24 protein-coding genes and 1 tRNA gene are annotated in these 24,216 nt (G+C 66.8%); 10 read left to right on the forward strand and 15 right to left on the reverse strand.

Annotation, left to right across the window (positions count from 1 at the left end; translation table 11 throughout):
* The first annotated feature begins 16 nt into the window (after positions 1-16).
* The 3 genes from H0U68_RS00150 to H0U68_RS00160 all read left to right on the forward strand — a co-directional run bounded on the left by H0U68_RS00150 (position 17) and on the right by H0U68_RS00160 (position 4,869).
* Entirely contained in the window at positions 17-1,744 is a 1,728-nt protein-coding gene (locus H0U68_RS00150; protein ID WP_296351926.1) for an FAD-dependent monooxygenase, read from the forward strand.
* Positions 1,741-1,935 (forward strand): DUF2783 domain-containing protein, encoded by a 195-nt coding sequence (locus H0U68_RS00155; RefSeq protein WP_296351928.1) that lies wholly within the window; start codon positions 1,741-1,743, stop codon positions 1,933-1,935. The genes H0U68_RS00150 and H0U68_RS00155 overlap by 4 nt, the downstream gene beginning before the upstream one ends.
* A 99-nt stretch (positions 1,936-2,034) precedes the next feature.
* The gene (locus tag H0U68_RS00160) at positions 2,035-4,869 is read left to right on the forward strand and encodes a valine--tRNA ligase (RefSeq protein ID WP_296351930.1); all 2,835 of its coding nucleotides are present in this window, start codon (positions 2,035-2,037) and stop codon (positions 4,867-4,869) included.
* 16 nt (positions 4,870-4,885) lie between these two features.
* Here the strand turns inward: H0U68_RS00160 and H0U68_RS00165 are convergent, their stop codons facing one another.
* Positions 4,886-5,902 (reverse strand): NAD(P)-dependent oxidoreductase, encoded by a 1,017-nt coding sequence (locus H0U68_RS00165; RefSeq protein ID WP_296351932.1) that lies wholly within the window; start codon positions 5,900-5,902, stop codon positions 4,886-4,888.
* Positions 5,903-6,009: 107 nt separating this feature from the next.
* Between H0U68_RS00165 and galU the strand changes: the two genes are divergently transcribed.
* Positions 6,010-6,897, forward strand: coding sequence for a UTP--glucose-1-phosphate uridylyltransferase GalU (gene galU / locus H0U68_RS00170; RefSeq protein WP_296351934.1), 888 nt, complete (start codon positions 6,010-6,012; stop codon positions 6,895-6,897).
* 21 nt (positions 6,898-6,918) lie between these two features.
* On the opposite strand, the gene H0U68_RS00175 is transcribed toward galU, so the two are convergent.
* From H0U68_RS00175 to cysM, 3 genes are read right to left on the reverse strand one after another with little or no spacing between them, the layout of a single operon-like run.
* Positions 6,919-7,146: a sulfurtransferase TusA family protein gene (locus H0U68_RS00175; protein ID WP_296351936.1), complete on the reverse strand. Its 228-nt coding sequence runs from the start codon at positions 7,144-7,146 to the stop codon at positions 6,919-6,921.
* Positions 7,143-7,691, reverse strand: coding sequence for an NUDIX hydrolase (locus H0U68_RS00180; protein ID WP_296351939.1), 549 nt, complete (start codon positions 7,689-7,691; stop codon positions 7,143-7,145). The genes H0U68_RS00175 and H0U68_RS00180 overlap by 4 nt, the downstream gene beginning before the upstream one ends.
* Positions 7,688-8,602, reverse strand: a complete 915-nt coding sequence (gene cysM, locus H0U68_RS00185) for a cysteine synthase CysM (protein ID WP_296351941.1) — start codon at positions 8,600-8,602, stop codon at positions 7,688-7,690. The genes H0U68_RS00180 and cysM overlap by 4 nt, the downstream gene beginning before the upstream one ends.
* Before the next feature lie 41 nt (positions 8,603-8,643).
* On the opposite strand from cysM, the gene H0U68_RS00190 reads away from it, so the two are divergent.
* Positions 8,644-8,730, forward strand: a tRNA-Leu gene (locus tag H0U68_RS00190).
* A gap of 5 nt (positions 8,731-8,735) precedes the next feature.
* Here the strand turns inward: H0U68_RS00190 and H0U68_RS00195 are convergent.
* A complete protein-coding gene (locus tag H0U68_RS00195) occupies positions 8,736-9,674 on the reverse strand; it encodes an NAD-dependent epimerase/dehydratase family protein (RefSeq protein ID WP_296351942.1) in 939 nt (312 codons plus the stop codon).
* A gap of 38 nt (positions 9,675-9,712) precedes the next feature.
* Between H0U68_RS00195 and H0U68_RS00200 the strand changes: the two genes are divergently transcribed.
* Positions 9,713-10,765, forward strand: a complete 1,053-nt coding sequence (locus H0U68_RS00200; RefSeq protein WP_296351944.1) for a CDP-6-deoxy-delta-3,4-glucoseen reductase — start codon at positions 9,713-9,715, stop codon at positions 10,763-10,765.
* Positions 10,766-10,787: 22 nt separating this feature from the next.
* Here the strand turns inward: H0U68_RS00200 and H0U68_RS00205 are convergent, their stop codons facing one another.
* Positions 10,788-11,204: a hypothetical protein gene (locus H0U68_RS00205; protein WP_296351945.1), complete on the reverse strand. Its 417-nt coding sequence runs from the start codon at positions 11,202-11,204 to the stop codon at positions 10,788-10,790.
* 144 nt (positions 11,205-11,348) lie between these two features.
* On the opposite strand from H0U68_RS00205, the gene H0U68_RS00210 reads away from it, so the two are divergent.
* On the forward strand, positions 11,349-12,308 hold the full coding sequence (locus tag H0U68_RS00210; RefSeq protein ID WP_296351947.1) for a tripartite tricarboxylate transporter substrate binding protein: 960 nt from the start codon (positions 11,349-11,351) through the stop codon (positions 12,306-12,308).
* 13 nt (positions 12,309-12,321) lie between these two features.
* Here the strand turns inward: H0U68_RS00210 and H0U68_RS00215 are convergent, their stop codons facing one another.
* From H0U68_RS00215 to H0U68_RS00250, 8 genes are all read right to left on the reverse strand, one after another.
* Positions 12,322-13,038 carry an ABC transporter ATP-binding protein gene (locus H0U68_RS00215; protein ID WP_296351950.1) on the reverse strand — a complete coding sequence of 239 codons (717 nt, stop codon included), beginning with the start codon at positions 13,036-13,038 and terminating at the stop codon, positions 12,322-12,324.
* Positions 13,035-13,847, reverse strand: coding sequence for an ABC transporter ATP-binding protein (locus H0U68_RS00220; RefSeq protein ID WP_296351952.1), 813 nt, complete (start codon positions 13,845-13,847; stop codon positions 13,035-13,037). The genes H0U68_RS00215 and H0U68_RS00220 overlap by 4 nt, the downstream gene beginning before the upstream one ends.
* Before the next feature lie 10 nt (positions 13,848-13,857).
* Complete coding sequence (locus H0U68_RS00225) at positions 13,858-14,976, reverse strand: ABC transporter ATP-binding protein (RefSeq protein WP_296351954.1); 1,119 nt, start codon at positions 14,974-14,976, stop codon at positions 13,858-13,860.
* A gap of 13 nt (positions 14,977-14,989) precedes the next feature.
* A complete protein-coding gene (locus tag H0U68_RS00230; RefSeq protein WP_296351956.1) occupies positions 14,990-15,919 on the reverse strand; it encodes a branched-chain amino acid ABC transporter permease in 930 nt (309 codons plus the stop codon).
* 306 nt (positions 15,920-16,225) lie between these two features.
* A complete protein-coding gene (locus tag H0U68_RS00235) occupies positions 16,226-17,524 on the reverse strand; it encodes a replication-associated recombination protein A (RefSeq protein ID WP_296351959.1) in 1,299 nt (432 codons plus the stop codon).
* Positions 17,525-17,570: 46 nt separating this feature from the next.
* Positions 17,571-18,203: an outer membrane lipoprotein chaperone LolA gene (gene lolA, locus H0U68_RS00240; protein WP_296351961.1), complete on the reverse strand. Its 633-nt coding sequence runs from the start codon at positions 18,201-18,203 to the stop codon at positions 17,571-17,573.
* 315 nt (positions 18,204-18,518) lie between these two features.
* Positions 18,519-20,843: a DNA translocase FtsK gene (locus H0U68_RS00245; RefSeq protein ID WP_296351963.1), complete on the reverse strand. Its 2,325-nt coding sequence runs from the start codon at positions 20,841-20,843 to the stop codon at positions 18,519-18,521.
* 58 nt (positions 20,844-20,901) lie between these two features.
* Positions 20,902-21,576 carry a Crp/Fnr family transcriptional regulator gene (locus tag H0U68_RS00250; RefSeq protein WP_296351965.1) on the reverse strand — a complete coding sequence of 225 codons (675 nt, stop codon included), beginning with the start codon at positions 21,574-21,576 and terminating at the stop codon, positions 20,902-20,904.
* A gap of 182 nt (positions 21,577-21,758) precedes the next feature.
* Here H0U68_RS00250 and trxB point away from each other — a divergent pair, with 182 nt between their 5' ends.
* From trxB to rpmG, 3 genes are all read left to right on the forward strand, one after another.
* Positions 21,759-22,715, forward strand: a complete 957-nt coding sequence (gene trxB / locus H0U68_RS00255; protein ID WP_296351975.1) for a thioredoxin-disulfide reductase — start codon at positions 21,759-21,761, stop codon at positions 22,713-22,715.
* Positions 22,716-22,858: 143 nt separating this feature from the next.
* Complete coding sequence (rpmB, locus tag H0U68_RS00260; protein ID WP_296351967.1) at positions 22,859-23,092, forward strand: 50S ribosomal protein L28; 234 nt, start codon at positions 22,859-22,861, stop codon at positions 23,090-23,092.
* A 21-nt stretch (positions 23,093-23,113) separates the two neighbouring features.
* The gene (gene rpmG / locus H0U68_RS00265) at positions 23,114-23,284 is read left to right on the forward strand and encodes a 50S ribosomal protein L33 (protein ID WP_193778797.1); all 171 of its coding nucleotides are present in this window, start codon (positions 23,114-23,116) and stop codon (positions 23,282-23,284) included.
* 63 nt (positions 23,285-23,347) lie between these two features.
* Here rpmG and H0U68_RS00270 read toward each other — a convergent pair.
* On the reverse strand, positions 23,348-24,216 hold an 869-nt coding region (locus H0U68_RS00270; protein WP_296351973.1), incomplete at its 5' end, for a fatty acid desaturase.

Here is a 24,216-nt window from a genome sequence, read left to right on the forward strand (position 1 = left end):
CGAAAGGACAGCGCCCATGACGGAGCGTTACGGCGGCACCGCCTTCACCAACGGCTACGAGTTCGCCCAGGGCGGCGGCTACACGCTGCCGGAGTACCCGTTCCGCGCACCGCCCGAGCTGGGCAGCGGCCACCCGGGCCATGCGCCGGTGGTGATCGTCGGCGGCGGCATCTCCGGGCTCACCCTGGCCTGCGCGCTGGCCGCCTACGGCGTGCCCGCCGTGCTGCTGGACGAGGACAACACGGTCGGCGTGAAAGGCGCGTCGTCGCGCGGCATCTGCTACACGCAGAAGTCGCTGGAAATTTTCCAGCGGCTGGGCATCTACGAAAAAATCGCCGCCAAGGGCACGCAGTGGAGCGTGGGCCGCACCTTCGCCGGCGACGACGAGGTCTATTCCTTCGACCTGCGCGCGCAAAGCGGCTACAACCTGTCGGCCCAGCCGCCCTTCATCAACATCCAGCAGTTCTATATCGAGGCCTTCCTGGTCGACCGCATCGGCGAACTCGGCCACGTGGACCTGCGCTGGTGCAGCCGCGTCACCGGCTTCCATCAGGACGATAGCGGTGCCATGTTGGACGTGAAGACGCCCGCCGGCGACTACCAGCTGCGCTGCGCGCACGTGATCGACGCCACCGGCTCGCACAGCCCGTTCCGCGAATGGGCCGGCGCGACGCTGACCTCCAAGCGCGGCGACGACCGCTGGTGCATCGCCGACGTGCGCTTCACCAAGCATCCGCCGGTGGAGCGCCACACCTGGGTGGAGGCGCCGTTCAACGAGAACCGCGCGGTCTGGCAGCACCTGATGGCCGACGACGTCTGGCGCATCGACTACCAGATGGCCCCCGACGCCGACCCGGCCTACGTGAGCCGCGAGGACGTGGTGCGCGAGCGCCTGGCGCGCCAGTTCGGCGACGACGTCGAGGTCGAGATCGTCTGGGTCGGGCCCTATGCCTACCGCAGCGAATGCATCGACCGCATGCGCCATGGCCGCGTGTTCTTCATGGGCGACGCCGCCAAGATCGTCAGCCCGTTCGGCGCGCGCGGCGGCAACACCGGCATCGCCGACGCCGACAACCTGGCCTGGAAGCTGGCCGCCGCGCTGCAGGGCCGCGCGCCCGAGGCGCTGCTGGACAGCTACCACGACGAGCGCCACGAGGCGGCCCAGCAGAACGTGATGGTGACCAACCGCACCGCGCGCTTCCTGCGGCCCGCCACGCCGGCCGAGCAGCTGCTGCGCACCGCGGCGCTGAGCTTGGCGCGCCAGCACGAATTCGCCCGCGGCCTGGTCAACACGGGCCGCATGGCGGTGGCCAATCCGTACACCCGCTCGCCGGTGTGCGAGAGCGCCACCGGCGGCCTGTCGGTGCAGAACGTGGAATTCCAGTGGGCCGACGGCTCCACCGGCGGCGTCACCGACCTGCTGCTCTGGGCCGGCGGCGACCTGCTGGTGCTGCTGTTCGGCGAGGCCGCGCCCGCGGACCTGCGGCGCCTGCGCGCCCTGGGCGAGACCGCGCCGGTGCGCTGCGTGCAGGTGCTGCGCCCGGGCGAACGGGCCGGCGCCACCGAGCACGTGCGCGATGCGCGCGGGCACCTCGAAGGCGCCTGCCACCTGGACGGCGGCGCCTGGGCACTGGTGCGCCCCGACGCCTACGTGGCGGCCACCGGCGCGCGCGTGGACGCGGCGCTGGTGCATGCCATCGGCCGCGCGCTGGGCGCCGCACTGCTGCAGGAGGAAGCCGCATGAGCATGAACACATCCAACAACTTCGAGGACGGCGACGCCTTCTACGAGCAGCTGCTGGACGCGCACCGGGGCCTGGACGCCGACCAGTCGGCCCTGCTGAACGCCCGCCTGGTTCTGCTGCTGGCCAACCAGGTGGGCGATGCGCGCGTGCTGCGCGACTGCGTAGAGGCCGCGCGCAACCTGCCGGCCTGAGGCAGCCGGTAGAATCGGCTGCTTCCCGACCGGCCCTCTTCCCTCGATTTCCCCCTCGACGGCACCCACGGGTGCCGTCTTGCATTTCAGCTGCAAACCATGAGCGACGCACCCCAGCAACCCGGCCTGAACAGCCTGTCCAAATCCTTCGAGCCCGAGGCGATCGAGGCGAAATGGGGAGCCGCCTGGGAGCAGCGCGGCTATGCCCATGCCGGCTGGCGCGGCACCGGCGCGCCGCAGGACGGCCAGCCCTCCTTCGCCATCCAGCTGCCGCCGCCCAACGTGACCGGCACGCTGCACATGGGCCACGCGTTCAACCAGACCATCATGGACAGCCTGGCGCGCTACCACCGGATGCGCGGCTTCAACACGCTGTGGGTGCCGGGCACCGACCACGCGGGCATCGCCACCCAGATCGTGGTGGAACGCCAGCTGCAGGAGCAGGGCCTGAGCCGCCACGACCTGGGGCGCCCCGAGTTCGTGCGCAGGGTGTGGGACTGGAAGCACAAGTCCGGCAACACCATCACCACGCAGATGCGCCGCATGGGCGACAGCGTGGACTGGTCGCACGAGTATTTCACGATGGACGAGAACCTCTCGGCCATCGTCACGCAGACCTTCGTGCAGCTGTACGAGCAGGGCCTGATCTACCGCGGCAAGCGCCTGGTCAACTGGGACCCGGAGCTCAAGACCGCGGTGAGCGACCTGGAAGTGGAGAGCGAGGAGGAAGACGGCTTCCTCTGGCACATCCGCTATCCGCTGGTGGAAGGCGGCGGCCACCTGACGGTTGCTACCACGCGCCCCGAAACCATGCTGGGCGACGTGGCGCTGATGGTGCACCCCGAGGACGAGCGCTATACGCAGCTGGTCGGCAAGCTGGTGAAGCTGCCGCTGGGCGACCGCGAGATCCCGGTGATCGCCGACGCCTACGTCGACCGCGCCTTCGGCACCGGGGTGGTGAAGGTCACCCCCGCGCACGACGCCAACGACTACGCCGTGGGCCAGCGGCACGGCCTGCCGATGATCGGCGTGCTGACGCTGGACGCCAAGCTCAACGACAACGCGCCGGCCAAATACCGCGGGCTAGACCGCTTCGTCGCGCGCAAGCAGGTGGTGGCCGACCTCGATGCGCAGGGCCTGCTGGAGGACACCAAGAAGCACAAGCTCATGGTGCCGCGCTGCGCGCGCACGGGCCAGGTGATCGAGCCCATGCTCACCGACCAGTGGTTCGTGGCCCTGAGCAAAGTCAGCGACAAGGACCCGGTGGGCAAGTCGATCGCGCAGAAGGCCATCGACGCGGTGCAGACCGGTGAGATCCGCTTTTATCCGGAGAACTGGGTCAACACCTACAACCAGTGGATGAACAACATCCAGGACTGGTGCATCTCGCGCCAGCTCTGGTGGGGCCACCAGATCCCCGCCTGGTACGACGAGGACGGCAAGGTCTACGTGGCCGAAAGCGAAGCCGCGGCGCAGGCCCAGGCGCCCGGCAAGACGCTCACGCGCGACCCCGACGTGCTGGACACCTGGTACTCCTCCGCGCTGGTGCCGTTCTCCACGCTCGGCTGGCCGGAGAAGACCAAGGACCTGGAGCTGTACCTGCCATCTTCCGTGCTGGTGACGGGCTACGACATCATCTTCTTCTGGGTCGCCCGGATGATCATGATGACCACCCACTTCACCGGCCAGGTGCCGTTCCGCCACGTCTACATCCACGGCCTGGTGCGCGACGCACAGGGCAAAAAGATGAGCAAGTCGGAAGGCAACGTGCTCGACCCGGTGGACCTGATCGACGGCATCGCGCTGGCGCCGCTGCTGGACAAGCGCACCACCGGCCTGCGCAAGCCGGAGACCGCGCCTGCGGTGCGCAAGAACACCGAAAAGGAATTTCCGGAAGGCATTCCGGCGTTCGGCGCCGATGCCCTGCGCTTCACCTTCGCCTCGCTGGCCTCGCTGGGCCGCAACATCAACTTCGACGCCAAGCGCTGCGAGGGCTACCGCAACTTCTGCAACAAGCTCTGGAACGCCACGAAATTCGTGCTGATGAACTGCGAGGGCCACGACCTCGCCGAACAGGGCGCGGCGCCGACGCAGGCGGACCGCTGGATCGTCTCGCTGCTGCAGCGCGTGGAAGCCGACGTGGCGAAGGGCTTTGCCGAGTACCGGCTGGACAACGTCGCCAACGCGATCTACCAGTTCGTCTGGGACGAGTACTGCGACTGGTACCTGGAAATCGCCAAGGTGCAGATCCAGACAGGTGACGCCGCCCAGCAGCGCGGCACGCGCCGCACGCTGATCCGCGTGCTGGAAGGCATCCTGCGCCTGGCGCACCCGGTGATTCCGTTCATCACCGAGGAGCTGTGGCAGAAGGTGGCGCCGGTCGCCGGCAAGACAGGCGACTCCATCAGCGTCGCGCCGTATCCCGAATCGCAGCCGGCCAACATGAGCCTGGAGGCCGAAGCCTATGTGGCCCGCATCAAGCTGCTGGTGGAAAAATGCCGCAGCCTGCGCGGCGAACTGAACGTCTCACCCGCCGCGCGCCTGCCGCTGTACGTGCATGGGGAGACGGCCTTCATGAAGGAAGCCGCCCCGGTGCTGCAGGCGCTCGCCAAGCTCAGCGAAGTGCGCGTGTTCGAGGACGAACCCGAGTGGTCCCGCGCGATCACCTCTGCCACCGGCGCCGCGCCGGTGGCAGAGGCCGGCCCGATCCGCCTGTGCCTGTACATGGAAATCGACGTCGCCGCCGAAAAGACGCGCCTGGGCAAGGAAGCCACGCGGCTGGAAACGGAGATTGCCAAGGCCAACGGCAAGCTGTCGAACCAAGCCTTCGTCGGCAAGGCGCCGCCGGCCGTGATCGAGCAGGAGCGCAAGCGCGTGGCGGAGTTCGGTGCGGCGCTGGAGAAAATCCGCGGGCAGCTGCAACGGCTCGGTTGAAGGCGGGCCGCCGGGCCTATCGAATGATGAATTGGGCGCCGTTGGAGACACCGACGCTGGCGCCGACCGTGTCGAACTCCATCGGTGCGCTGGCCAGTTGGTCGAACCCCGTGGCACGCGGGTTGGCTAGCGTGTCGTGGATGCGGTGGGCCACGTACCAGCTCGCGCGCAGGCGCGCTTCGCGCGTGTGCGAGCCCAGCCGGGGCGTGAGGTGCAGGTTGGTCAGCTCGTGCAGCGGCGTGCCGCGCGAAGCGAAGCCGGCCTCGGCGCCGTCGAGCATGGCGGCAGCAATGCGCCCGTCCGTCAGCGCCTGCGCCAGCGCGGCCGGCTCGAACACGTGCGAGCGGCTGATGCCCACCCACACCTGCGCCGGCTTGCAGTACGCCAGCACCTTGTCGTTGACGAAGCCGCGGTAGCGCGACGCATACATCATCTGCACCGACACCGCATCCGACTGCGCCATCAGCTCGGGCAGGCTGACCGGTTGGATGCGCAGGCGGCTCCACAGCGGGGCCGTGTAATGCACCGCCGGGTCGTAGCCGATCAGCTTGGCACCCAGCGCATGCAGCATCACGGCCAGCGTGTGGGCGGTGGGGCCTAGCCCGAAGATGCCTACCACGCTGCCATTGAGCTCGCGACCGATGCGGATGTCCGCATGGCGGTCGCCGTTCAGGGAAGCGCTCATGCCTCGGCGAAACAGCATCAGCAGGGCGGCCAGCAGGTATTCGGCGTTGGAGCGCACGTTGGCCGTGGTGGCCTGGATCACGCGGACCTTGCGGTCGCGGCAGGCTTCCAGGTCGGTGTTGTCGGTGCTTACGTGCAGCCGCGCGACGGCTTTCAGCAGCGGGGCGAAATCGAGGAACTCCTGCGTGACCACCACCTTGCGCGGCAGCACCACGGCCTGGGCGTTGTAGACGGCTCGGCGCAGCGCAATGGGGTCGGTGGCGAGTTCAGGGCGGCACTCCACCGAATGCCGCGACTCGAGCCAGGCAAGGGCTTCGGGTACCAGACGTTCGAGAAGTAAGATGTCCACCCTGCTTGCGTCCTTGTCCGACATCGCGTCCCCGCAAAATTGATGACATTGCGGGTCTGGGTTGTTTGAAACTGCCCGGACTTTAATGAAAAAGGGTTGCGGCGTCGATGGAAAAAGTCACAAAAATTCACAAGGCAGTCTTTCCAGTTGCAGGTTTGGGTACCCGTTTCCTGCCCGCCACCAAGGCGCAACCCAAGGAAATGTTGCCCGTTGTCGACAAACCGCTGATCCAATACGCAGTCGAAGAAGCTTATGAGGCCGGTGTCCGCCACATGATTTTTGTGACGGGACGCAACAAACGTGCCATCGAAGACCACTTCGACACCGCCTACGAACTCGAGAGCGAGCTGGAGGCCACGGGCAAGATGGAGCTGCTGGAACTGGTGCGTTCGCTCCAGCCTTCCGACATGGCCTGCACCTTCGTACGCCAGCCGCGGTCGCTGGGACTGGGCCATGCGGTGCTGTGCGCGCAGCCGCTGGTCGGCGACGATCCGTTCGCCGTGCTGCTGGCCGACGACCTGATGTGCGGCGCCGAGCAGGGCAACGGTGTCCTCAAGCAGATGGTGGAGGTGTTCCTGCAGGTGCAGACGTCGCTGCTGGCCGTGCAGGAAGTCCCGCTGGAGCACGTGAAGCGCTACGGCATCGTGGCCGGCCAGCCCGCCGGCAACCGCCTCACCAAGGTCGAGCGCATGGTGGAAAAGCCCTCAGCCGAGGAAGCGCCTTCGCGCATGGGCGTGGCCGGCCGCTACATCCTCACGCCCGGAGTGTTTGAGCAGATCCGCAACCAGCCGCGCGGCGCGGGCGGCGAAATCCAGCTGACCGACGGCATCGCGGGCCTGCTCGGCATCGAAGGCGTGCATGCCTACCTCTACGAAGGCAAGCGCTACGACTGCGGCAGCAAGGAGGGCTTCCTGCAGGCGACGGTGGAGTTCGCGCTGAAGCACCCGGAAGTCGGCCCCGGCTTCCAGGAATACCTGCGCCACCTGCGCCACTGAACGCGCCAGTGCGCCGGGCGCTCAGCGCCGGCGCAGCACGTGCACGAACTCCTGGCCCACCGTCTGCTGCTCCACCAGCGCATTGCCGGTCTGCTTGGCGAAGGCCTGGAAGTCGCGCACCGACCCGGCGTCGGTGGACACCACCTTGAGCAACTGCCCGCTTTGCATCTCCGTCAGCGCCTTCTTGGCCTTCAGGATGGGCAGCGGGCAGTTCAGCCCGCGCGTGTCGATTTCCTTGTCGATGTTCATGGTGTCCTGTCTGCATCGGGCCGGGGCGCGTCCAGCATCTCGGGTTCGTAGCCGCGGCCGCGCAGCCATTTGGCCAGTGCCTGGCCGGTGCCCGCGGACCAGCACTTGACCTCGTCGTACGGCAGCAGCTTGTAGTCGACCAGCTCCGGCGAAAGCATCACCTCGCCGCGCGCCAGCGCATGGTAGGCAATGATGACCTGGTTCATGCGCTGGAAGTCCCACACGCCGATCAGGTTGAGCTCCACCGTGTCGAGGTTGGTTTCTTCCTTGATCTCGCGCCGGATGCCGTCCTCGGGCGTCTCGCCGGCTTCCATGAAGCCGGTGACGAGCGCGTACATCTTGTGCTTCCAGGCGGCGTTGCGCGCGAGCAGGATGCGGTCGCGGTACTGGATCACCGCAGCGAGCACCGGCGTCGGGTTGTTCCAGTGGGTCCAGCCGCAGGCCGGGCAGCGCAATCGTTCCTTCGGGCCACCGTCCTCCACCTGCGCGATCCTGCGCAGCGCCGTGGCGCACGCGGGGCAGTAGGTGAAGGCAGTGTCGGTCACGCCGGAAAGACGCCGGTGGACAGATAGCGGTCCCCGCGGTCGCACACCACGAACACGATGGTCGCGTTCTCCACCGTCTTGGCGACTTCCAGCGCGACCCACAGCGCGCCCGCGGCGGAGATGCCGGCGAAGATGCCCTCCTCGCGCGCGAGCCGGCGGCACATGTCCTCGGCATCCTCCTGGCCCACGTAGACCATGTCGTCCACGCGGCTCGGGTCGTAGATCTTGGGCAGGTATTCCTGCGGCCACTTGCGGATGCCGGGAATGCGCGAGCCTTCGTTCGGTTGCGCGCCGACGATGCGCACCGCGGGATTCTTTTCCTTCAGGAACTTCGACACGCCGGTGATGGTGCCGGTGGTGCCCATGGCGCTCACGAAGTGCGTGATGCGGCCCCGCGTCTGCTCCCACAGCTCGGGGCCGGTGGTCTCGTAGTGGATGCGCGGGTTGTCGGCGTTCGCGAACTGGTCGAGCACGCGGCCCTTGCCTTCGCGCTGCATGTTCTCGGCCAGGTCGCGCGCGTATTCCATGCCGCCGCTCTTGGGCGTGAGCACCAGCTCGGCGCCGAACGCCTTCATGGTCTGTGCCCGCTCGATCGACAGGTCCTCCGGCATGATCAGCAGCATGCGGTAGCCCTTGATGGCCGCAGCCATGGCCAGCGCGATGCCGGTGTTGCCGGAGGTCGCCTCGATCAGCGTGTCGCCCGGCTTGATGTCGCCGCGCTCCTCGGCGCGCTGGATCATCGACAGCGCAGGCCGGTCCTTCACCGAGCCGGCCGGGTTGTTGCCCTCCAGCTTGCCGAGGATCACGTTGTTGCGCTGCCTGTTCTCGGCCGCGCCGATGCGTTGCAGTGCCACCAGCGGCGTCTTGCCGATGGCGTCTTCGATGGTCGGGTAGCTGTCAGGGGAGTGCATGGTGGCACTGTGCCATAATTTCCGGCTTCGCTCTTTCCCCTGCCGGAGTGGCGAAATCGGTAGACGCAGCAGACTCAAAATCTGCCGTTGGCAACAACGTGCCGGTTCGATTCCGGCCTCCGGCACCAGGGACTCAAGCGTTTGGAATGGCTTTCAACCCCTCAAGCACAGTGGGGTAACGCAAGGCGACGCGAAGCTCGCGCTTGAGCCGCGCGTTGTCCAGGCGCCTCGACTCTCCCATGAAACTCAGCAGTATCAGCGGCAGCTGTTCCTGCGCGGCGTCGCGCGCCACGCGCGGCGGACGCGGCATGCCGTAGAGGTCGGCCGCGAGGTCGAAGTAGTCGCCCATCTTCAGCTCGCTGTCGTCGCTCGCGTTGTAGATCCGCTGCGCCCGCCCGCGCCACACCGCCGCGACCACGGCGCGCGCCAGGTCGTCGGCATGGATGTGGTTGGTGTACACGTCGTCGCTCGCATGCAGCACCGGGGTTCCCTTCTGCAGCCGCGCAAGCGGCGTGCCGCCTTCGCGGTCGGCGGCATAGATGCCCGGCACGCGCAGGATGCTGGCGCGCCCGCCGGTAGCGCGGCCCCAGTGCCGCACCACGCGCTCGGCATCGGCGCGGCGCTGCGCGCGCGGCGTGCTCGGCGCCGCGATGCGCGATTCGTTGACCTTCTCGCCCGCGCAGTCGCCATACACGCCGCTGGTGGAAACGTAGACCAGCGATGCTGGCGGCGAACGCCGGCGCAGCGTGCGGGTGAGCGCCAGGGTGCGTGCATCGCACCACCACTGCGGCTGCGGATCGGCCGGCGGCGGCGCGAGATGGACCACCCGGGTGGCGAGGCCGGCGATGCGCGCCAGCGACGCGGGCGCATCCAGGTTGCCCACGATCGGCACGATGCCTTGCGCGCGCAGCTCTGCCGTGCGCGCCGGCGTGGAGGTCAGGGCCAGCAGCCGCACGCGGCCGCGCAACGCGCGCGCGGTCCGCAGGCCCACATCGCCGCAGCCCACGATGAGCACACGCTGCTGACGGAAGCGGCTGGGCAGGGCGCCGAGGGGGTTTTGGTTTGAAGGCACAATCGCATCGAGCAGCTAGAGCCCGAGGATACCCAAACATGACCTCCGCCACCCCGACGGGTAATGCCTTCACCGTCACGGCGCAACCCAGCGGCCGGTCTTTCGGCGTGCAGGACGGCGAAGCCATCCTGGCCGCAGCCATCCGCCAGGGCATCGGCCTTCCGTACGGCTGCAAGGACGGCGCCTGCGGTTCGTGCAAATGCAAGATGCTCGACGGCCGCGTGGTCCACGGCCCGCATCAGGCCAAGGCCTTGTCGGAAGAGGAAGAGGCCGCCGGCTTCATCCTGCCCTGCTGCGCCGTGCCGCAGGCCGACGTCGTGGTCGAATCGCGCAACGTCACCGACGAGAGCGCCTTCCCCGTTCGAAAGATGCCCTCGCGCGTGAGCAGCCTGGAGAAGGTCTCGCACGACGTGATGCTGGTCAAGCTGCAGCTGCCGGCCAACGACACGCTGCGCTACCACGCCGGGCAATACGTCGAGTTCATTCTGCGCGATGGCGCGCGGCGCAGCTATTCCATGGCCAACGCGCCGCACAACGGCCCGGGCGTGGAGCTGCACATCCGCCACATGCCGGGCGGCAAGTTCACCGACCATGTCTTCACCGCGATGAAGGAAAAGGAAATCCTGCGCGTGGAAGGCCCGTTCGGCAGCTTTTACCTGCGGGAAGATTCGGCCAAGCCGATGGTGCTGCTGGCGTCGGGCACCGGCTTCGCGCCGATCAAGGCGCTGATCGAGCGCATGCAGCACAAGGGCATCACGCGGCCGGCAACGCTCTACTGGGGCGGCCGCCGCCCGAGCGACCTGTACATGGACGCATGGGTGCACGAGCGCGCGGCGGAGATGCCCAACCTGACCTACGTGCCGGTGGTCTCCAATGCGCTGCCCGAGGACAACTGGACCGGGCGCACCGGCTTCGTCCACCAGGCGGTGCTGGAGGACTTCCCCGACCTCTCGGGCCATCAGGTGTATGCCTGCGGCGCACCCATCGTGGTCGATTCTGCACGGGATGCGTACAGCGCGGCCTGCAAGCTGCCGCCCGACGAGTTCTACGCCGACTCGTTCACCACCGAAGCGGACAAGCACCGCACCTAGCGGTGCCAGCCGCGGGCGGCGTTCAGCTGCCCGACTTGGTCTTCCAGTTCCCGTAGGCCTGGTCGACGCGCGTCTGGCGCGACGAGTTGTCCATGTCGGTCGTCTGCGAGCCCGGTGCGGATGCGCCCATCGCGTGCGTCGCGTGGTGCGCATGCGTACGCGTGTGCGCATGGTGCATGCCGTGCCTGGCCTTCATGTTCGCATGGTGCGCGGCGTGCCGGGTCTTGGCAGCCATCCGCTTGGCGGCCCGCTTGGTCTTGTAGGCGCCGGCGTCCATCTTCTCGCCCAGCGTGCTGCCATGGGACGCCGTGGTCGTGGTCCGCGTAGTCGAGGTGGTGTTGGGATAGTCGGGCGCCGTGCCCGTGCTGTTGGTGGTGGCGGCGAAGGCGGCGCCGCTGGCGGCGAGCGCCACGGCGAGCATCAGGGACTGGATCTTCATTTTCGAATTCTCCTTTTGGACTGAATCGGTCTACACACCTCATCAAAACGCGCCGGAGGGACGCGGTGCTGTCGGACTGGAGGCAAGCTCGACGTCAGGGATAACGGAGGGCACTCCCCCGCCCCGGTTGACGACAATAGGCGCATGAAGCGCAGATCCATCCTCCTGTCCACCGCGGCCGCCTGGTCCGCTGGTGCCTGGGCCCAGGCCAAACCCATCCGGCTGATCGTCCCCTATGCGGCGGGCGGGCCGATCGACGTCACCGCGCGTTCGCTGGCCGAGCGCGTCAAGGACACGCTGGGGCCGGTGATCATCGAGAACCGGCCGGGCGGCGGCGGCAACATCGGCGCGGATGCCATCGCCAAGGCCGCGCCCGACGGCCTGACCATTGGCATCTCGGCGGTGGCCACGCACGCCATCAACCCGTGGCTGTTCTCGAAGATGCCGTACGACGCGGCGAAGGACTTTTCGCCCATCACGCAGATGGTGCGCGTGCCCAACGTGCTGGTGATGAACGCGGAGGCAGCCGCACGCCTGAAGATCGGCGGCGTGTCCGACCTGATCGCCTACGCGAAGCGCAATCCGGGGCGGCTCAACTACGGCAGCGGCGGCAACGGCAGCGCCGGCCACCTGGCCGGCGAGATGTTCAAGCGCGATGCCGGCATCTTCGCCGTGCACATTCCCTACAACGGCGGCAATCCGGCGCAGCTCGCTCTGCTCTCCGGCCAGGTCGACTTCAACTTCGACAACCTCGCCACCGCCGCGCCCAACATCCGCTCGGGCAAGCTCAAGGCATTGGGCGTCACCACCCTGCAGCGTTCGCCCAGCCTGCCGGAGGTGCCGCCGGTGGCGGAGGTGCTCAAGGGGTTCGCCATCGATACGTGGTGGGGCCTGGTCGGGCCGGCAGGCATGCCGCGCGACACCGTGCAGAAACTCAACCAGGCTTTCGTCGCGGCGCTGCAATCGCCCGAATCGCGCACGCGTTTCACGGCGCTGATGGCGGAGCCGGTCGCCACCACGCCGGAGGAGTTCGGGCAGTTCATGCGCGCCGAACTCGCGAAATACGAAAAGGTGGTGAAGGCGTCCGGCGCCAAGGTCGACTGACCGGACGCGGGGCTTACTCGCCCAGGTAGGCGGCGCGCACCTTCGGGTCGTTGAGCATCGCCTTGGCTTCACCGTTCATGGTGATCAGGCCCGACTCCATCACGTAGCCGCGGTCGGCGATCTCCAGCGCGCGGCTGGCGTTCTGCTCGACCAGCAGCACCGTCACGCCCCGCGCGTGCACCTCGCGCACCACTTCGAAGATCTTGTCGACCATGATCGGCGACAGGCCCATGGACGGCTCGTCCATCAGCAGCACCTTCGGACGGCTCATGAGCGCGCGGCCCATGGCCAGCATCTGCTGCTCGCCGCCCGACAGCGTGCCGGCCAGCTGGTCCTTGCGTTCCTTCAGGCGCGGGAAGATGCCGAAGATCTTCTCCATGTCCTCGGCGATGGCCGGCTTGTCGGAGCGGATGTGCGCTCCCATCTGCAGGTTCTCGGTGATGGACATGCGCGTGAAGATACCGCGGCCTTCCGGCACCATGGCCAGGCCCTGCTTCACCAGGTTCCAGGGACCCTGGCCGCGGATGCTGCGGCCCATGTACTGGATGTCGCCGTCGTTGAGGGCAAGAAGCCCCGTGATGGCCTTCATGGTGGTGGTCTTGCCGGCGCCGTTGGAGCCGATCAGGCTGACCAATTCACCTTCGCGCACTTCGAAGTCCACGCCCTTGACGGCCTGGATGCCGCCGTAGGCGACCTTCAGGCCCGTGACTTTCAGCAGGGTTTCGCTCATTGATCCGCTCCGCTTGCCACGTCCGCGGCCGTTTTCACCGTGGTGTGGCTATGGCCCAGGTAGGCCTCGATCACCTTCTCGTTGCGCTGCACGTCGGCCGGCGTGCCCTGGGCAATCGCCTTGCCGTAGTCCAGCACCGTCACGCGGTCGCACAAACCCATCACCAGCTTCACGTCGTGCTCGATCAGCAGGATGGTGCGGCCGTCCTTGCGGATGCGGTCGATCAGCTCGCGCAGCACCACCTTCTCGGTGGAATTCATGCCCGCCGCGGGCTCGTCCAGCGCGATCAGCTTCGGGTCGGTGGCCAGCGCGCGCGCGATTTCAAGCCGGCGCTGGTCGCCGTACGACAGCGTGCGCGCACGGTAGTCCGCGTAGCGGCCGATGCCGACGTAGTCGAGCAGCTCCTGGGCCCGGTTGGCAATGTCCGCCTCCTCGCGCTTGAAGCCCCTGGTGCGGAACATCGCACCCAGCAGGCCCGAATGCGTGCGCACGTGGCGACCCACCATCACGTTTTCCAGCGCCGTCATTTCGGGGAACAGCCGGATGTTCTGGAAGGTGCGGGCGATGCCGGCCTTGGCCACTTCGTGCACGGCCGAGGGCACGTAGGGCGCGCCGGCCAGTTCGAAGCTGCCGCTGTCGGCCGTGTACAGGCCGGTGATCACGTTGAAGAACGTGGTCTTGCCGGCGCCGTTCGGGCCGATGAGGCCGTACACCTGGCCGCGCTCGATGGTCAAGCCGACTTCGGACAGCGCCTGCAGGCCGCCAAAACGCTTGGACACCCCGCTGACGCGAAGGACTGTTTCTGCCATGGTCGCTCCCTTACTTCGTCGCCAGCGACTTGCCGTGCTCTGGCGTCGGCCACAAGCCGCGCGGTCGCAGCAGCATCACGATGATCATGGCCAGCGCGATCAGCAGCTGGCGCAGGATGGACGCGTCGAGGCGTCCGCCGGTGACCTGCTGCAGGTCCATCACGCCGGACACCCAGCGCAGCACCTCGGGCAGCGCCGACAGCAGCACGGCGCCCAGCACGACACCAGGCAGGTGGCCGATGCCGCCCAGCACCACCATGGCGACGATCATGATCGACTCCATCAGGCTGAACGACTCGGGCGAGACGAACTGCTGGAATGCGGCGAACATGGAACCCGACACGCCGCCGAAGGTGGCGCCCATGCCGAACGCCAGCAGCTTCATGTTGCGGGTGTTGATGCCCATCGCCTTGGCGGCGATCTCGTCCTCGCGGATCGCCATCCAGGCGCGGCCGATGCGCGACAGCTCCAGGCGGTGGCAGATCATCAGGCTGAACAGCACCAGCGCCAGGAACAGGTAGTAGTAGTTGGTGACGCTGCTGATCGTGAAGCCGAAGATGTCGTGCGGCTTGCCCAGGTTGATGCCCGGGATTCCCAGGAACTCGAACCGGAAGAACGTGATCGGGTCGATCTGGCTCAGTCCCTTGGGACCGTTGGTGATGTTCACCGGGTGGTCCAGGTTGTTCATGAACACCCGGATGATCTCGCCGAAGCCGAGCGTCACGATGGCCAGGTAGTCGCCGCGCAGCTTCAGCGTGGGCGCGCCCAGCAGGATGCCGAAGGTGCCCGCCAATGCCGCGCCCGCCGGGATGCAGACCCACAGGGGCATGTGCAGCCCCTCCGGGAACATCTGGTGGAACCAGGCGAAGTTCTCGGCCAGGTGCGGCGAGGCAAGCAGGCCGTACATGTAGGCGCCGATGGCGAAGAAGGCGACGAAGCCCAGGTCCAGCAGTCCGGCATAGCCGACCACGATGTTCAGGCCGAGCGCCAGCAGCACGTACAGCAGCGCCATGTCGGCGATGCGGACCCAGAAGTTGCCGGCGCTTTGCAGCAGCAGCGGCAGCAGCACAAGCGCCAGGCCCCAGATCAGGTAGGTGGCGAATTTCTTTTCTTTGGTGATCGACGTCATGGTGTTGCTCCCTTCACGCACGGTCCGCCACGCGCTCGCCCAGCAGGCCGGAGGGCCGCAGCGTCAGCATGATGATCAGCACGATGAAGGCGAAGATGTCGGCGTAGTGGCTGCCCAGCACGCCGCCGGTGACGGCGCCGATGTAGCCCGAGCCGATCGCCTCGATCAGGCCCAGCAGGATGCCGCCGACCACGGCGCCCGGCAGGTTGCCGATGCCGCCGAACACCGCCGCCGTGAAGGCCTTCAGGCCGGGCAGGAAGCCCATGGTGTGCTGCACCGTGCCGTAGTTGGAGGCGTACATGATGCCGGCCACCGACGCCAGCACGGCGCCGATGATGAAGGTGGCGGAGATCACCGTGTCGGGCTTCACGCCCATCAGCGAGGCCACCTTCGGGTTCTCGGCGGTGGCGCGCATGGCGCGGCCCAGGCGGGTGTAGTTCACCATGTAGGTCAGGATCGCCAGCGAGATGGCCGTGAGGCCCAGGATCATGATCTGCGTGCTGGTGATCACGGCGCCGCCGAATTCGAACGGCTTGGGCGGCAGCAGCGTGGGGTATGGCTTGTAGTTCGGCTTCCAGATGATCATGGCCAGCGTCTGCAGCAATAGCGACATTCCGATGGCGGTGATCAGCGGCGCCAGCTTCGGGCTGTTGCGCAGCGGCCGGTACGCCACCTTCTCGATGACGAAGTTCAGGATCGAGGCGACCACGCACGAGAGGATCAGCGCGATAACCAGCAGCAGCCAGCCGGGGGCCCAAGGCATGCCCTCCTGCATGATACTGATCAATGACCAGCTGGTCAGCGCGCCGACCATGAGCACTTCGCCGTGGGCGAAATTGATCAGGTTGATGATGCCGTACACCATGGTGTAGCCGAGGGCTATCAAGGCGTACATGCTGCCGAGGACCAGACCGTTGATGATCTGTTGCAGCAGAATTTCCATACTGATTTTCTCCGTTGTCTTGGCCGGCCGGCCGGCCGCGATCCTGCTTTTGTGTCGACGTTCACGCCCTCGTGAGGCATTTCGCCATCTAGCAAAAAACCCGCCGAGCTGCTTCGTGGGCGGGTTTGTGGCACGGGATTGTAGCGGTGCCTCCTGACAGCTCCACCGCAATGACGCCCGGGTTTTCCCCGAGCAAATGAGTGCTTTCAGCTTGCGTCGATATGCATTAGTAATTCTGATAGTTTTGGCATCTGAATCGCTTCACCTGATTCAAATCGAAACGGCGAAGCTCCAGGCTAGCAAGACTCATTCCTTGTCCGCGTCGCGTTGCGCATCATGCGCGCGCAGCGCCGCGAGCTTCTCCGCGATCTTGATCTCCAGCCCGCGCGGCACCGGCCGGTACCAGTTCTGCCGCCCCATGCCCTCGGGCAGGTAGGCCTCGCCGGCGGCGTAGCCACCGGGCTCGTCGTGCGCGTAGCGGTAGCCCTTGCCGTACTCCAGGTCCTTCATCAGCCGCGTGGGCGCATTGCGAAGGTGCATGGGCACCGGGCGGGTGCCGTCCTTGCGCACGAAGGCGCGCACCTCGTTGTAGGCGGCGTAGACGGCATTGGACTTCGGCGCAATGGCCAGGTAGACCACGCATTCGGCCAGCGCCAGCTCGCCCTCGGGCGTGCCCAGGCGCTCGTAGGTTTCGGCCGCGTCCAGTGCCAGGCGCAGCGCGCGCGGGTCCGCCAGGCCGATGTCTTCGGACGCCATGCGCACCATGCGGCGCGCCATGTAGCGCGGATCGGCGCCGCCGTCGAGCATGCGCACCAGCCAGTACAGCGCGGCGTCCGGGTCGGAGCCGCGCACCGATTTGTGCAGCGCGCTGATGGTGTCGTAGAACTGCTCGCCGCCCTTGTCGTAGCGGCGCATGCGCTCGCCCAGCACCTTGAGCAGCCAGTCGTCGGTGATCTGCGCGCGCTGCTCCTTGGTGGCGGCGACCGCCAGCGTCTCCAGCGTGTTGAGCAGCCGGCGCGCATCGCCGTCGGCATAGGCGATCAGGCGGTCGAGCGCGGACTTCTCCAGCGGCGGCACGGCATCGATCGCCTGCGCCCGCGCCACGATCTGCTGCAGGTCGGCTTCGCCCAGCGGCTGCAGCACATACACCGCGGCACGCGACAGCAGCGCCGAATTGACTTCGAACGAGGGGTTCTCGGTGGTCGCGCCGATGAAGGTGAACAGGCCCGACTCCACGTGCGCCAGGAAGGCGTCCTGCTGCCCCTTGTTAAAGCGGTGCACCTCGTCGACGAAGACGATGGTGCGCCGGCCGTGCGCCTGCGCGATCAACGCCTGCTCCACCGCCTCGCGGATGTCCTTCACGCCGCCCAGGACGGCGCTGATGGCGATGAACTGCGCGTCGAAGGCATTGGCCATCAACCGCGCGATGGTGGTCTTGCCGGTACCGGGCGGGCCCCACAAGATGCAGCTGTGCGGCTGGCCGGACTCGAAGGCGATGCGCAGCGGCATGCCCTCGCCCAGCAGCTGCTGCTGGCCTGTCACCTCGCCGAGGGTCTTGGGCCGCAGGCGCTCGGCCAGCGGGGGAAGGACCGCCGTCTTGCTCATCGCCGCAGTGTAGCGGCGGCGGGCGCGCAACCTGGGCGCAGCGTGCCTATTGCTTCACCAGGTCGGCGCTGCTGGGTGCCTTGAAGCTGAAGGTTTCGGCCGGGATCTGCGCATTGAGCTGCATGGACGTGAAGGTCAGCACCGAGCGCTGGCCGAAGCCGTCGAGGATCTCCAGCGCCGCGAGGTCGTTGCCGCGGAATCCCGCCTTCATGCTGCGCAGCTGGCCTTCCTTGGCCTTGGGCGTGGCCTGCACCCATTGCAGGCCGTCCTTCTCGGGCAGCGACTGCAGCTCGAAGTCGCGCCGCAGCGTCTCGAGATCGGGCGAGGACGCCAGCAGCGCCGCCGGCGTGGAACCCAGCACCTTGGACTGCGTGCGCTGGGTGACCTGGTTCAGATCGACGTCGTGCAGCCAGAGGTTCTTGCCGTCGGCCACGATGGTCTGCTCGAACGGCTTCTTGTAGGCGAAGCGAAAGCGGTCCGGCCGCGCGAACTCGAACGTGCCCGACGATGTCTTGGTGCGCACCTGCCCATCCTTGGCCGGCCCGGTCACCACCTGGGTGAAGTCGGCGCGGCCGCTCTTGGCGGTGCGGATGAAGTTTTCCAGGCTGGACAGGCCGTCGGCCCAGGCGCCGGACACGCCCATGGCGGCCAGGGCCACCGCTGCAATCGTCTTTTTCATGAGCCTCATTGTCCGTTCGGTCGCGCTCGCGCGGCGAAGTTCGTTACCGAACGTTATCGGATCACTGGAAAAAAGCTTCGCTTTTTTCCAGTGGCTGATCAGTGCGGGAGGCCCGGCAAAGCCGGCTCCTCTCGCAAGAGGGACCGCGCTACGCGTTGCTTCACGCGATCCATAAAGGAACGACGCGGCGACCACAGCCTCATGAACCAGGCGGAATGAAATGCAGCATGGTTCCACTTGGGGCGAGGAGCCGGCTTTGCCGGGCCTCGTCCCACATTTCACACAACTTGGAAAATCGCGCAGCGATTTTCCAAGTTACTCGCTGCGGCCGGGAGCGAGGATTTCCCGCTGTCCGCGCGCGTTCATGGCGCTGACCATTCCGGCCTTCTCCATCGCTTCGAGCAGGTTGGCCGCCTTGTTGTAGCCGATCGACAGGTGCCGCTGCACCAGCGAGATGCTGGCCTTGTTGTTCTTCAGCACGATTTCCACGGCGCGGTCGTACATCGGGTCGCCTTCGCCGCCGCCCTCCCCTGCGCCGCCACCAGGCGCGCCATCGTCGCCATCGACGGTGCCGCCTTCCAGCACGCCCTCGATGTAGTTGGGCGCGCCGCCCTGCTGCTTGAGGTAGCCCACGACACGGTGCACTTCCTCGTCGCTGACGAACGCGCCGTGCACGCGCACCGGATAACCGGTGCCGCTGGGCATGTAGAGCATGTCGCCCATGCCGAGCAGTGCTTCGGCGCCCATCTGGTCGAGGATGGTGCGGCTGTCGATCTTGCTGGACACCTGGAACGCAATGCGCGTGGGAATGTTCGCCTTGATCAGGCCGGTGATCACGTCCACGCTGGGCCGCTGCGTCGCCAGCACCAGGTGGATGCCGGCGGCGCGTGCCTTCTGCGCCAGCCGCGCGATCAGCTCCTCGATCTTCTTTCCGACCACCATCATCAGGTCGGCCAGCTCGTCGATGACCACCACGATGTAGGGCAGCTTCTCCAGCGGCTCGGGCGCGTCGGGCGTGAGCGAGAACGGGTTGTAGAGGAACTCGCCCCGCCCCTTGGCCTCGTCGATCTTGACGTTGTAGCCGGCCAGGTTGCGCACGCCCAGCTTGCTCATCAGCTTGTAGCGCCGCTCCATCTCCATCACGCACCAGTTCAGGCCGTTGGCCGCCTGGCGCATGTCGGTCACCACCGGCGCCAGCAGGTGCGGAATGCCCTCGTAGACCGACATCTCCAGCATCTTCGGATCGATCATCAGCAGGCGCACGTCGCGCGCCTCGGCCTTGTACAGCAGGCTCAGGATCATCGCGTTGATGCCGACCGACTTGCCCGAGCCGGTGGTGCCGGCCACCAGCACGTGCGGCATCTTTGCCAGGTCCGCCACCACGGGGTTGCCGACGATGTCCTTGCCCAGGCCGATGGTCAGCAGCGACTTGGCCTCGTTGTAGGCCTGCGAACCGAGGATCTCCGACAGGCGGATCGACTGCCGCTTGGCGTTGGGCAGTTCCAGCGCCATGAAGTTCTTGCCCGGAATGGTTTCGATCACGCGGATCGACACCAGGCTCAGGCTGCGCGCCAGGTCCCTGGCCAGGTTGACGACCTGCGAGCCCTTCACGCCCGTGGCCGGCTCGATCTCGTAGCGGGTGATCACAGGCCCCGGCGCGGCGGCGACCACGCGCACCTCCACGCCGAAATCCTTGAGCTTCTTCTCGATCAGCCGCGAGGTCATCTCCAGCGTCTCGGACGACACGGTTTCCTGCCGACCCATGGAACCGTCCAGCAGGTCCACCTGCGGCAGCTTGCTGTCGGGCAGCTCCACGAAGAGCGGCTTTTGCCGCTCCTTGGCCACGCGGGGGCTCTTGGGGACGTCCATCACCTCGGGCTCGATCATCACCGGCAGCGGCGGCATCTCCTCGGCTTCCTCGCGCTCTTCCAGCACGGTCTCCTCGCGCTCGCGCGCCGCCTGCTGGCCCAGGGCCACGTCTTCGGCGATCTCGCGCTTCTCGCGCCGCGCGACGACGAAGCCTTCGAGGGCGCCGCCCAGGCGTTCGGCCACATGGCTCCAGGAAAATCGGAACACCACCGCGGCAGCGAGCACCAGCAAGGTGATGGCAACCAAGCCGGAGCCGGTGAAGCCCAGCCACTTCACCGCGGCCGGCCCGACGAACTCGCCCAAGGCGCCGCCGGCATGGTCGGGCAGGCGCGCCTCCAGGCGGTACAGGCGCGACCACTCCAGTGCGGTGCTCGCCGCCAGCAGCACGGCCAGCGCCGCCCAGAACGCAAGGCGGCCACGCAGCAGGCCACCCACCGCCCGCGGCTCGCCGCGCAGCCAGCGCGCCAGCACTTCCATCCAGGAACGCAGCCCCGCCGCGAAGCACCACCACACCGAGTAGCCCAGCAGGAAATAGCTGCCGTCGGAAATCCAGGCGCCCAGGCGGCCGCCCCAGTTGCGCAACGGTGCGCCGATACCGGAGGTCGAGAACGCGGGGTCCTGCGGCGAATAGCTCAGCATGGCGAGCAGCCAGAACACCATGGCGGCCAGGCCGGCCACCAAGGCGAGTTCGTGCAGGAAACGGACCGTGCCGGCGCGGGGGCCTGGCAAAGCGGGAGCGGGTTGTGTGAGCGTGTGCAGCAAATACGTCATTGCGCCGGCAAGCTTAGCGCAAGGGCCGCGAGCAGCGCAGCAGTTACACGGCGCCGGCTCAACCCAGCGTGGTCAGCCGGTCCTTCACCAGCATCGAGCCGTCCTCGCGGGTCTCGATGAAGCCGCGGTCTTCCAGGTCTTTCATGACGCGGCTGACCATCTCGCGCGACGCACCCACCATCTTGGCGATGTCCTGGCGCGAGATGCGGTCGCGGATCGTCAACTGGCCTTCGCGGTCGGGCTGCGCGAACTCCAGCAGCGCACGCGCAACGCGGCCGTAGACGTCCATCAGCGCCAGCGATTCGATCTTGCGGTCTGCCTGGCGCAGGCGCTGCACCAGGCCCTTCATGATGGCGTAGGCCATCGAGCTGTTCTCGGGCAGGCAGCGCGCGAACTCGGCGCGGCCCAAGGTCAGCATGTCGGTCTGCACCTCGGCGCGGCAGGTGGCCGAGTGCGGCTCGTTGTCGATCAGGCTCATCTCGCCGATGTAATCGCCCGGCTGCAGCGTTGCCAGGATCACTTCACGGCCGCGCTTGTCGGAGGTGACGACACGCACCCGGCCGGTGAGGATGATGAACAGGGTGTTGGACTTTTCGCCCTGCTCGACGATGACCTCGCCCCGTTTGCAGCGGCGCTTGATCACCGCATCGGCCACCGCTTCCGCCTGTGCCGCGGTCAGCAGCGCGAACAGCGGCACGCGGCGGATCAGTTCGAGGTTTGACAGCATCGACATCGTCTTTGGATCCCTTCAACAACGGGGCTCATTCGAAGCAGCCCGGCCGCCTTTGCAATGCGTTCTTACAATCGCCTCGATTGACAGGCCGCAATGGACCGGGCGCTCGGTGCGATTGATACTCGCGGCCTTGGCCCCGAAATGTACACCGGCCTGTTGTGTTTCTCACACAGGTTTCTCCCATCATGAGCAGCAAACACGCCAAAGTTTTGATCCTCGGTTCCGGCCCGGCCGGCTACACGGCCGCGGTCTATGCCGCACGCGCCAATCTCAAGCCCATGCTCATCACGGGCATCGCGCAAGGCGGCCAGCTGATGACCACCACCGAGGTGGACAACTGGCCGGCCGATGTGCACGGCGTGCAGGGGCCCGATCTCATGCAGCGCTTCCTGGAGCATGCCGAGCGCTTCAATACCGAGATCGTGTTCGACCACATCAATGAAGTGAACCTGCAGGGCAGGCCTTTCGTGCTCAAGGGCGACAGCGGCGAATACACCTGCGACGCGCTCATCCTCGCCACCGGCGCCTCGGCGCAATACCTGGGCCTGCCTTCGGAAGAAGCATTCATGGGCAAGGGCGTGAGCGCATGCGCCACCTGCGACGGCTTCTTCTACCGCGGCCAGACCACCTGCGTGATCGGCGGCGGCAACACGGCTGTGGAGGAAGCGCTCTACTTGTCCAACATCGCCAGCAAGGTGTACCTCGTGCACCGGCGCGACAAGTTCCGCGCAGAGCCGATCCTGGTGGACAAGGTGATGGAGAAGGTCGCGGCCGGCAAGATCGAGCTCAAGCTCTTCAACACCCTGGACGAAGTGCTGGGCGACGCCAGCGGCGTGACCGGCGTGCGGCTGAAGGACACGCGCACCGGTACAACCGAAGACCTGAACCTGCAGGGCTGCTTCATCGCCATCGGCCACAAGCCCAACACCGACATCTTCAAGGGCCAGGTGGAAATGAAGGATGGCTACATCCTCACGCGCGCCGGCCTGCAGGGCTTCGCCACCATGACCAGCGTGCCGGGCGTGTTCGCCGCCGGCGACGTGCAGGACCACATCTACCGCCAGGCGATCACCAGTGCAGGCACCGGCTGCATGGCCGCGCTGGACGCCCAGCGCTTCCTGGAACAGGCCGAGTCCTGAAGCAGCCTATAATCCAGGGCTTTGCTGAATTCCTGCTTCGGACATTCAGCCGGATTACCGCCCCCGTCAGGGCGAGGTGAGCCCAGCATTCGGAGCAAACACAAGCGTTTGCGGTGAGTGCCGGGCGTTTAGGAGAGTGCTGAATGGCACGCGTCTGCGAAGTCACGGGCAAGGGCCCGATGGTCGGGAACAACGTTTCCCACGCCAACAACAAAACCAAGCGCCGGTTCCTGCCGAACCTGCAATACCGCCGCTTCTGGGTCGAGACCGAAAACCGCTGGGTGCGCCTGCGTGTTTCAAGCGCCGCGCTGCGGCTGATCGACAAGAAGGGCATCGACACCGTGCTGGCCGACATGCGCGCCCGCGGCCAAGCCTAACCCCCCTGAAGGAACACGATCATGGCAAGCAAAGGCGGACGCGAGAAGATCAAGCTGGAGTCCACGGCGGGCACCGGGCACTTCTACACCACGAGCAAGAACAAGAAGACGATGCCTGAAAAGATGTCGATCATGAAGTTCGACCCCAAGGCACGCAAGCACGTGGAATACAAGGAAATGAAGCTGAAGTAATCAGCTGCATTCACCAAAGAAAAAGCCCCGCAATGCGGGGCTTTTTCTTTGGTCCGACCAGGCTTAGGCGTGCGCGGACCTGAGCTTCAGCGAGAACTGCCGCAGGGCCTCGATCCCGCTTTCTTCGGCGCGGCGGCACCAGGCCTGCAGGTCGGCGGCGAGCTGCTCGCGCGACTGCGAGGTGTTGAGCCACATCTGGCGCAGCTCTTCGCGCATGGTGACCATCTTGTCGAGCGCCGGATGGGCAGCGCGCGCCTGGGCAAGCTGCGTGCGCGCAGCGGCGGGCACGCGGTCCTCGTCGCGGTGCAGCCAACGCTTGGCCGACTTGAGCATCGAGAGATCCTGGCCATGCGCCTTGAGCGCCGCGATTTCGGCCGTGCAGGCACGGCGCATCTCGCGGCCGTAGCCCGCCATCACCTCGTAGCGGTTGGCGATCAGCGCCTCCAGCGTCTTCTCGTCGGCCACCGGCTTGATGGCCCCCAGGCGCAGCTTGGGCGGCACCTTCTTGACCGTGGCCCAGCCCAGCGTCTCGAACACGCGGATGTAGAACCAGCCGATGTCGAACTCGTAGCGCTTCACCGAGAACTTGGCAGCGGTCGGGTAGGTGTGGTGGTTGTTGTGCAGCTCTTCGCCGCCGATGATGATGCCCCAGGGCGAGATGTTGGTGCTGGCATCCGGCGCCTCGAAGTTGCGGTAGCCCCAGTAGTGGCCGATGCCGTTGATGATGCCCGTGGCCATCACCGGAATCCATGCCATCTGCACGGCCCAGACAGCCAGGCCGATCGCGCCGAACAGGCTCACGTTCAGGATCAGCATCAGGCCCACGCCCTGCCACGAAAAACGTGTGTAAAGGTTGCGCTCGATCCAGTCGTCGGGCGTGCCTGCACCGTACTTGACCATGGTTTCCGCGTTGCGCGACTCGGCGCGGTACA

The organism is Ramlibacter sp. (assembly GCF_013697775.1).
Classification (GTDB): domain Bacteria; phylum Pseudomonadota; class Gammaproteobacteria; order Burkholderiales; family Burkholderiaceae_C; genus Ramlibacter.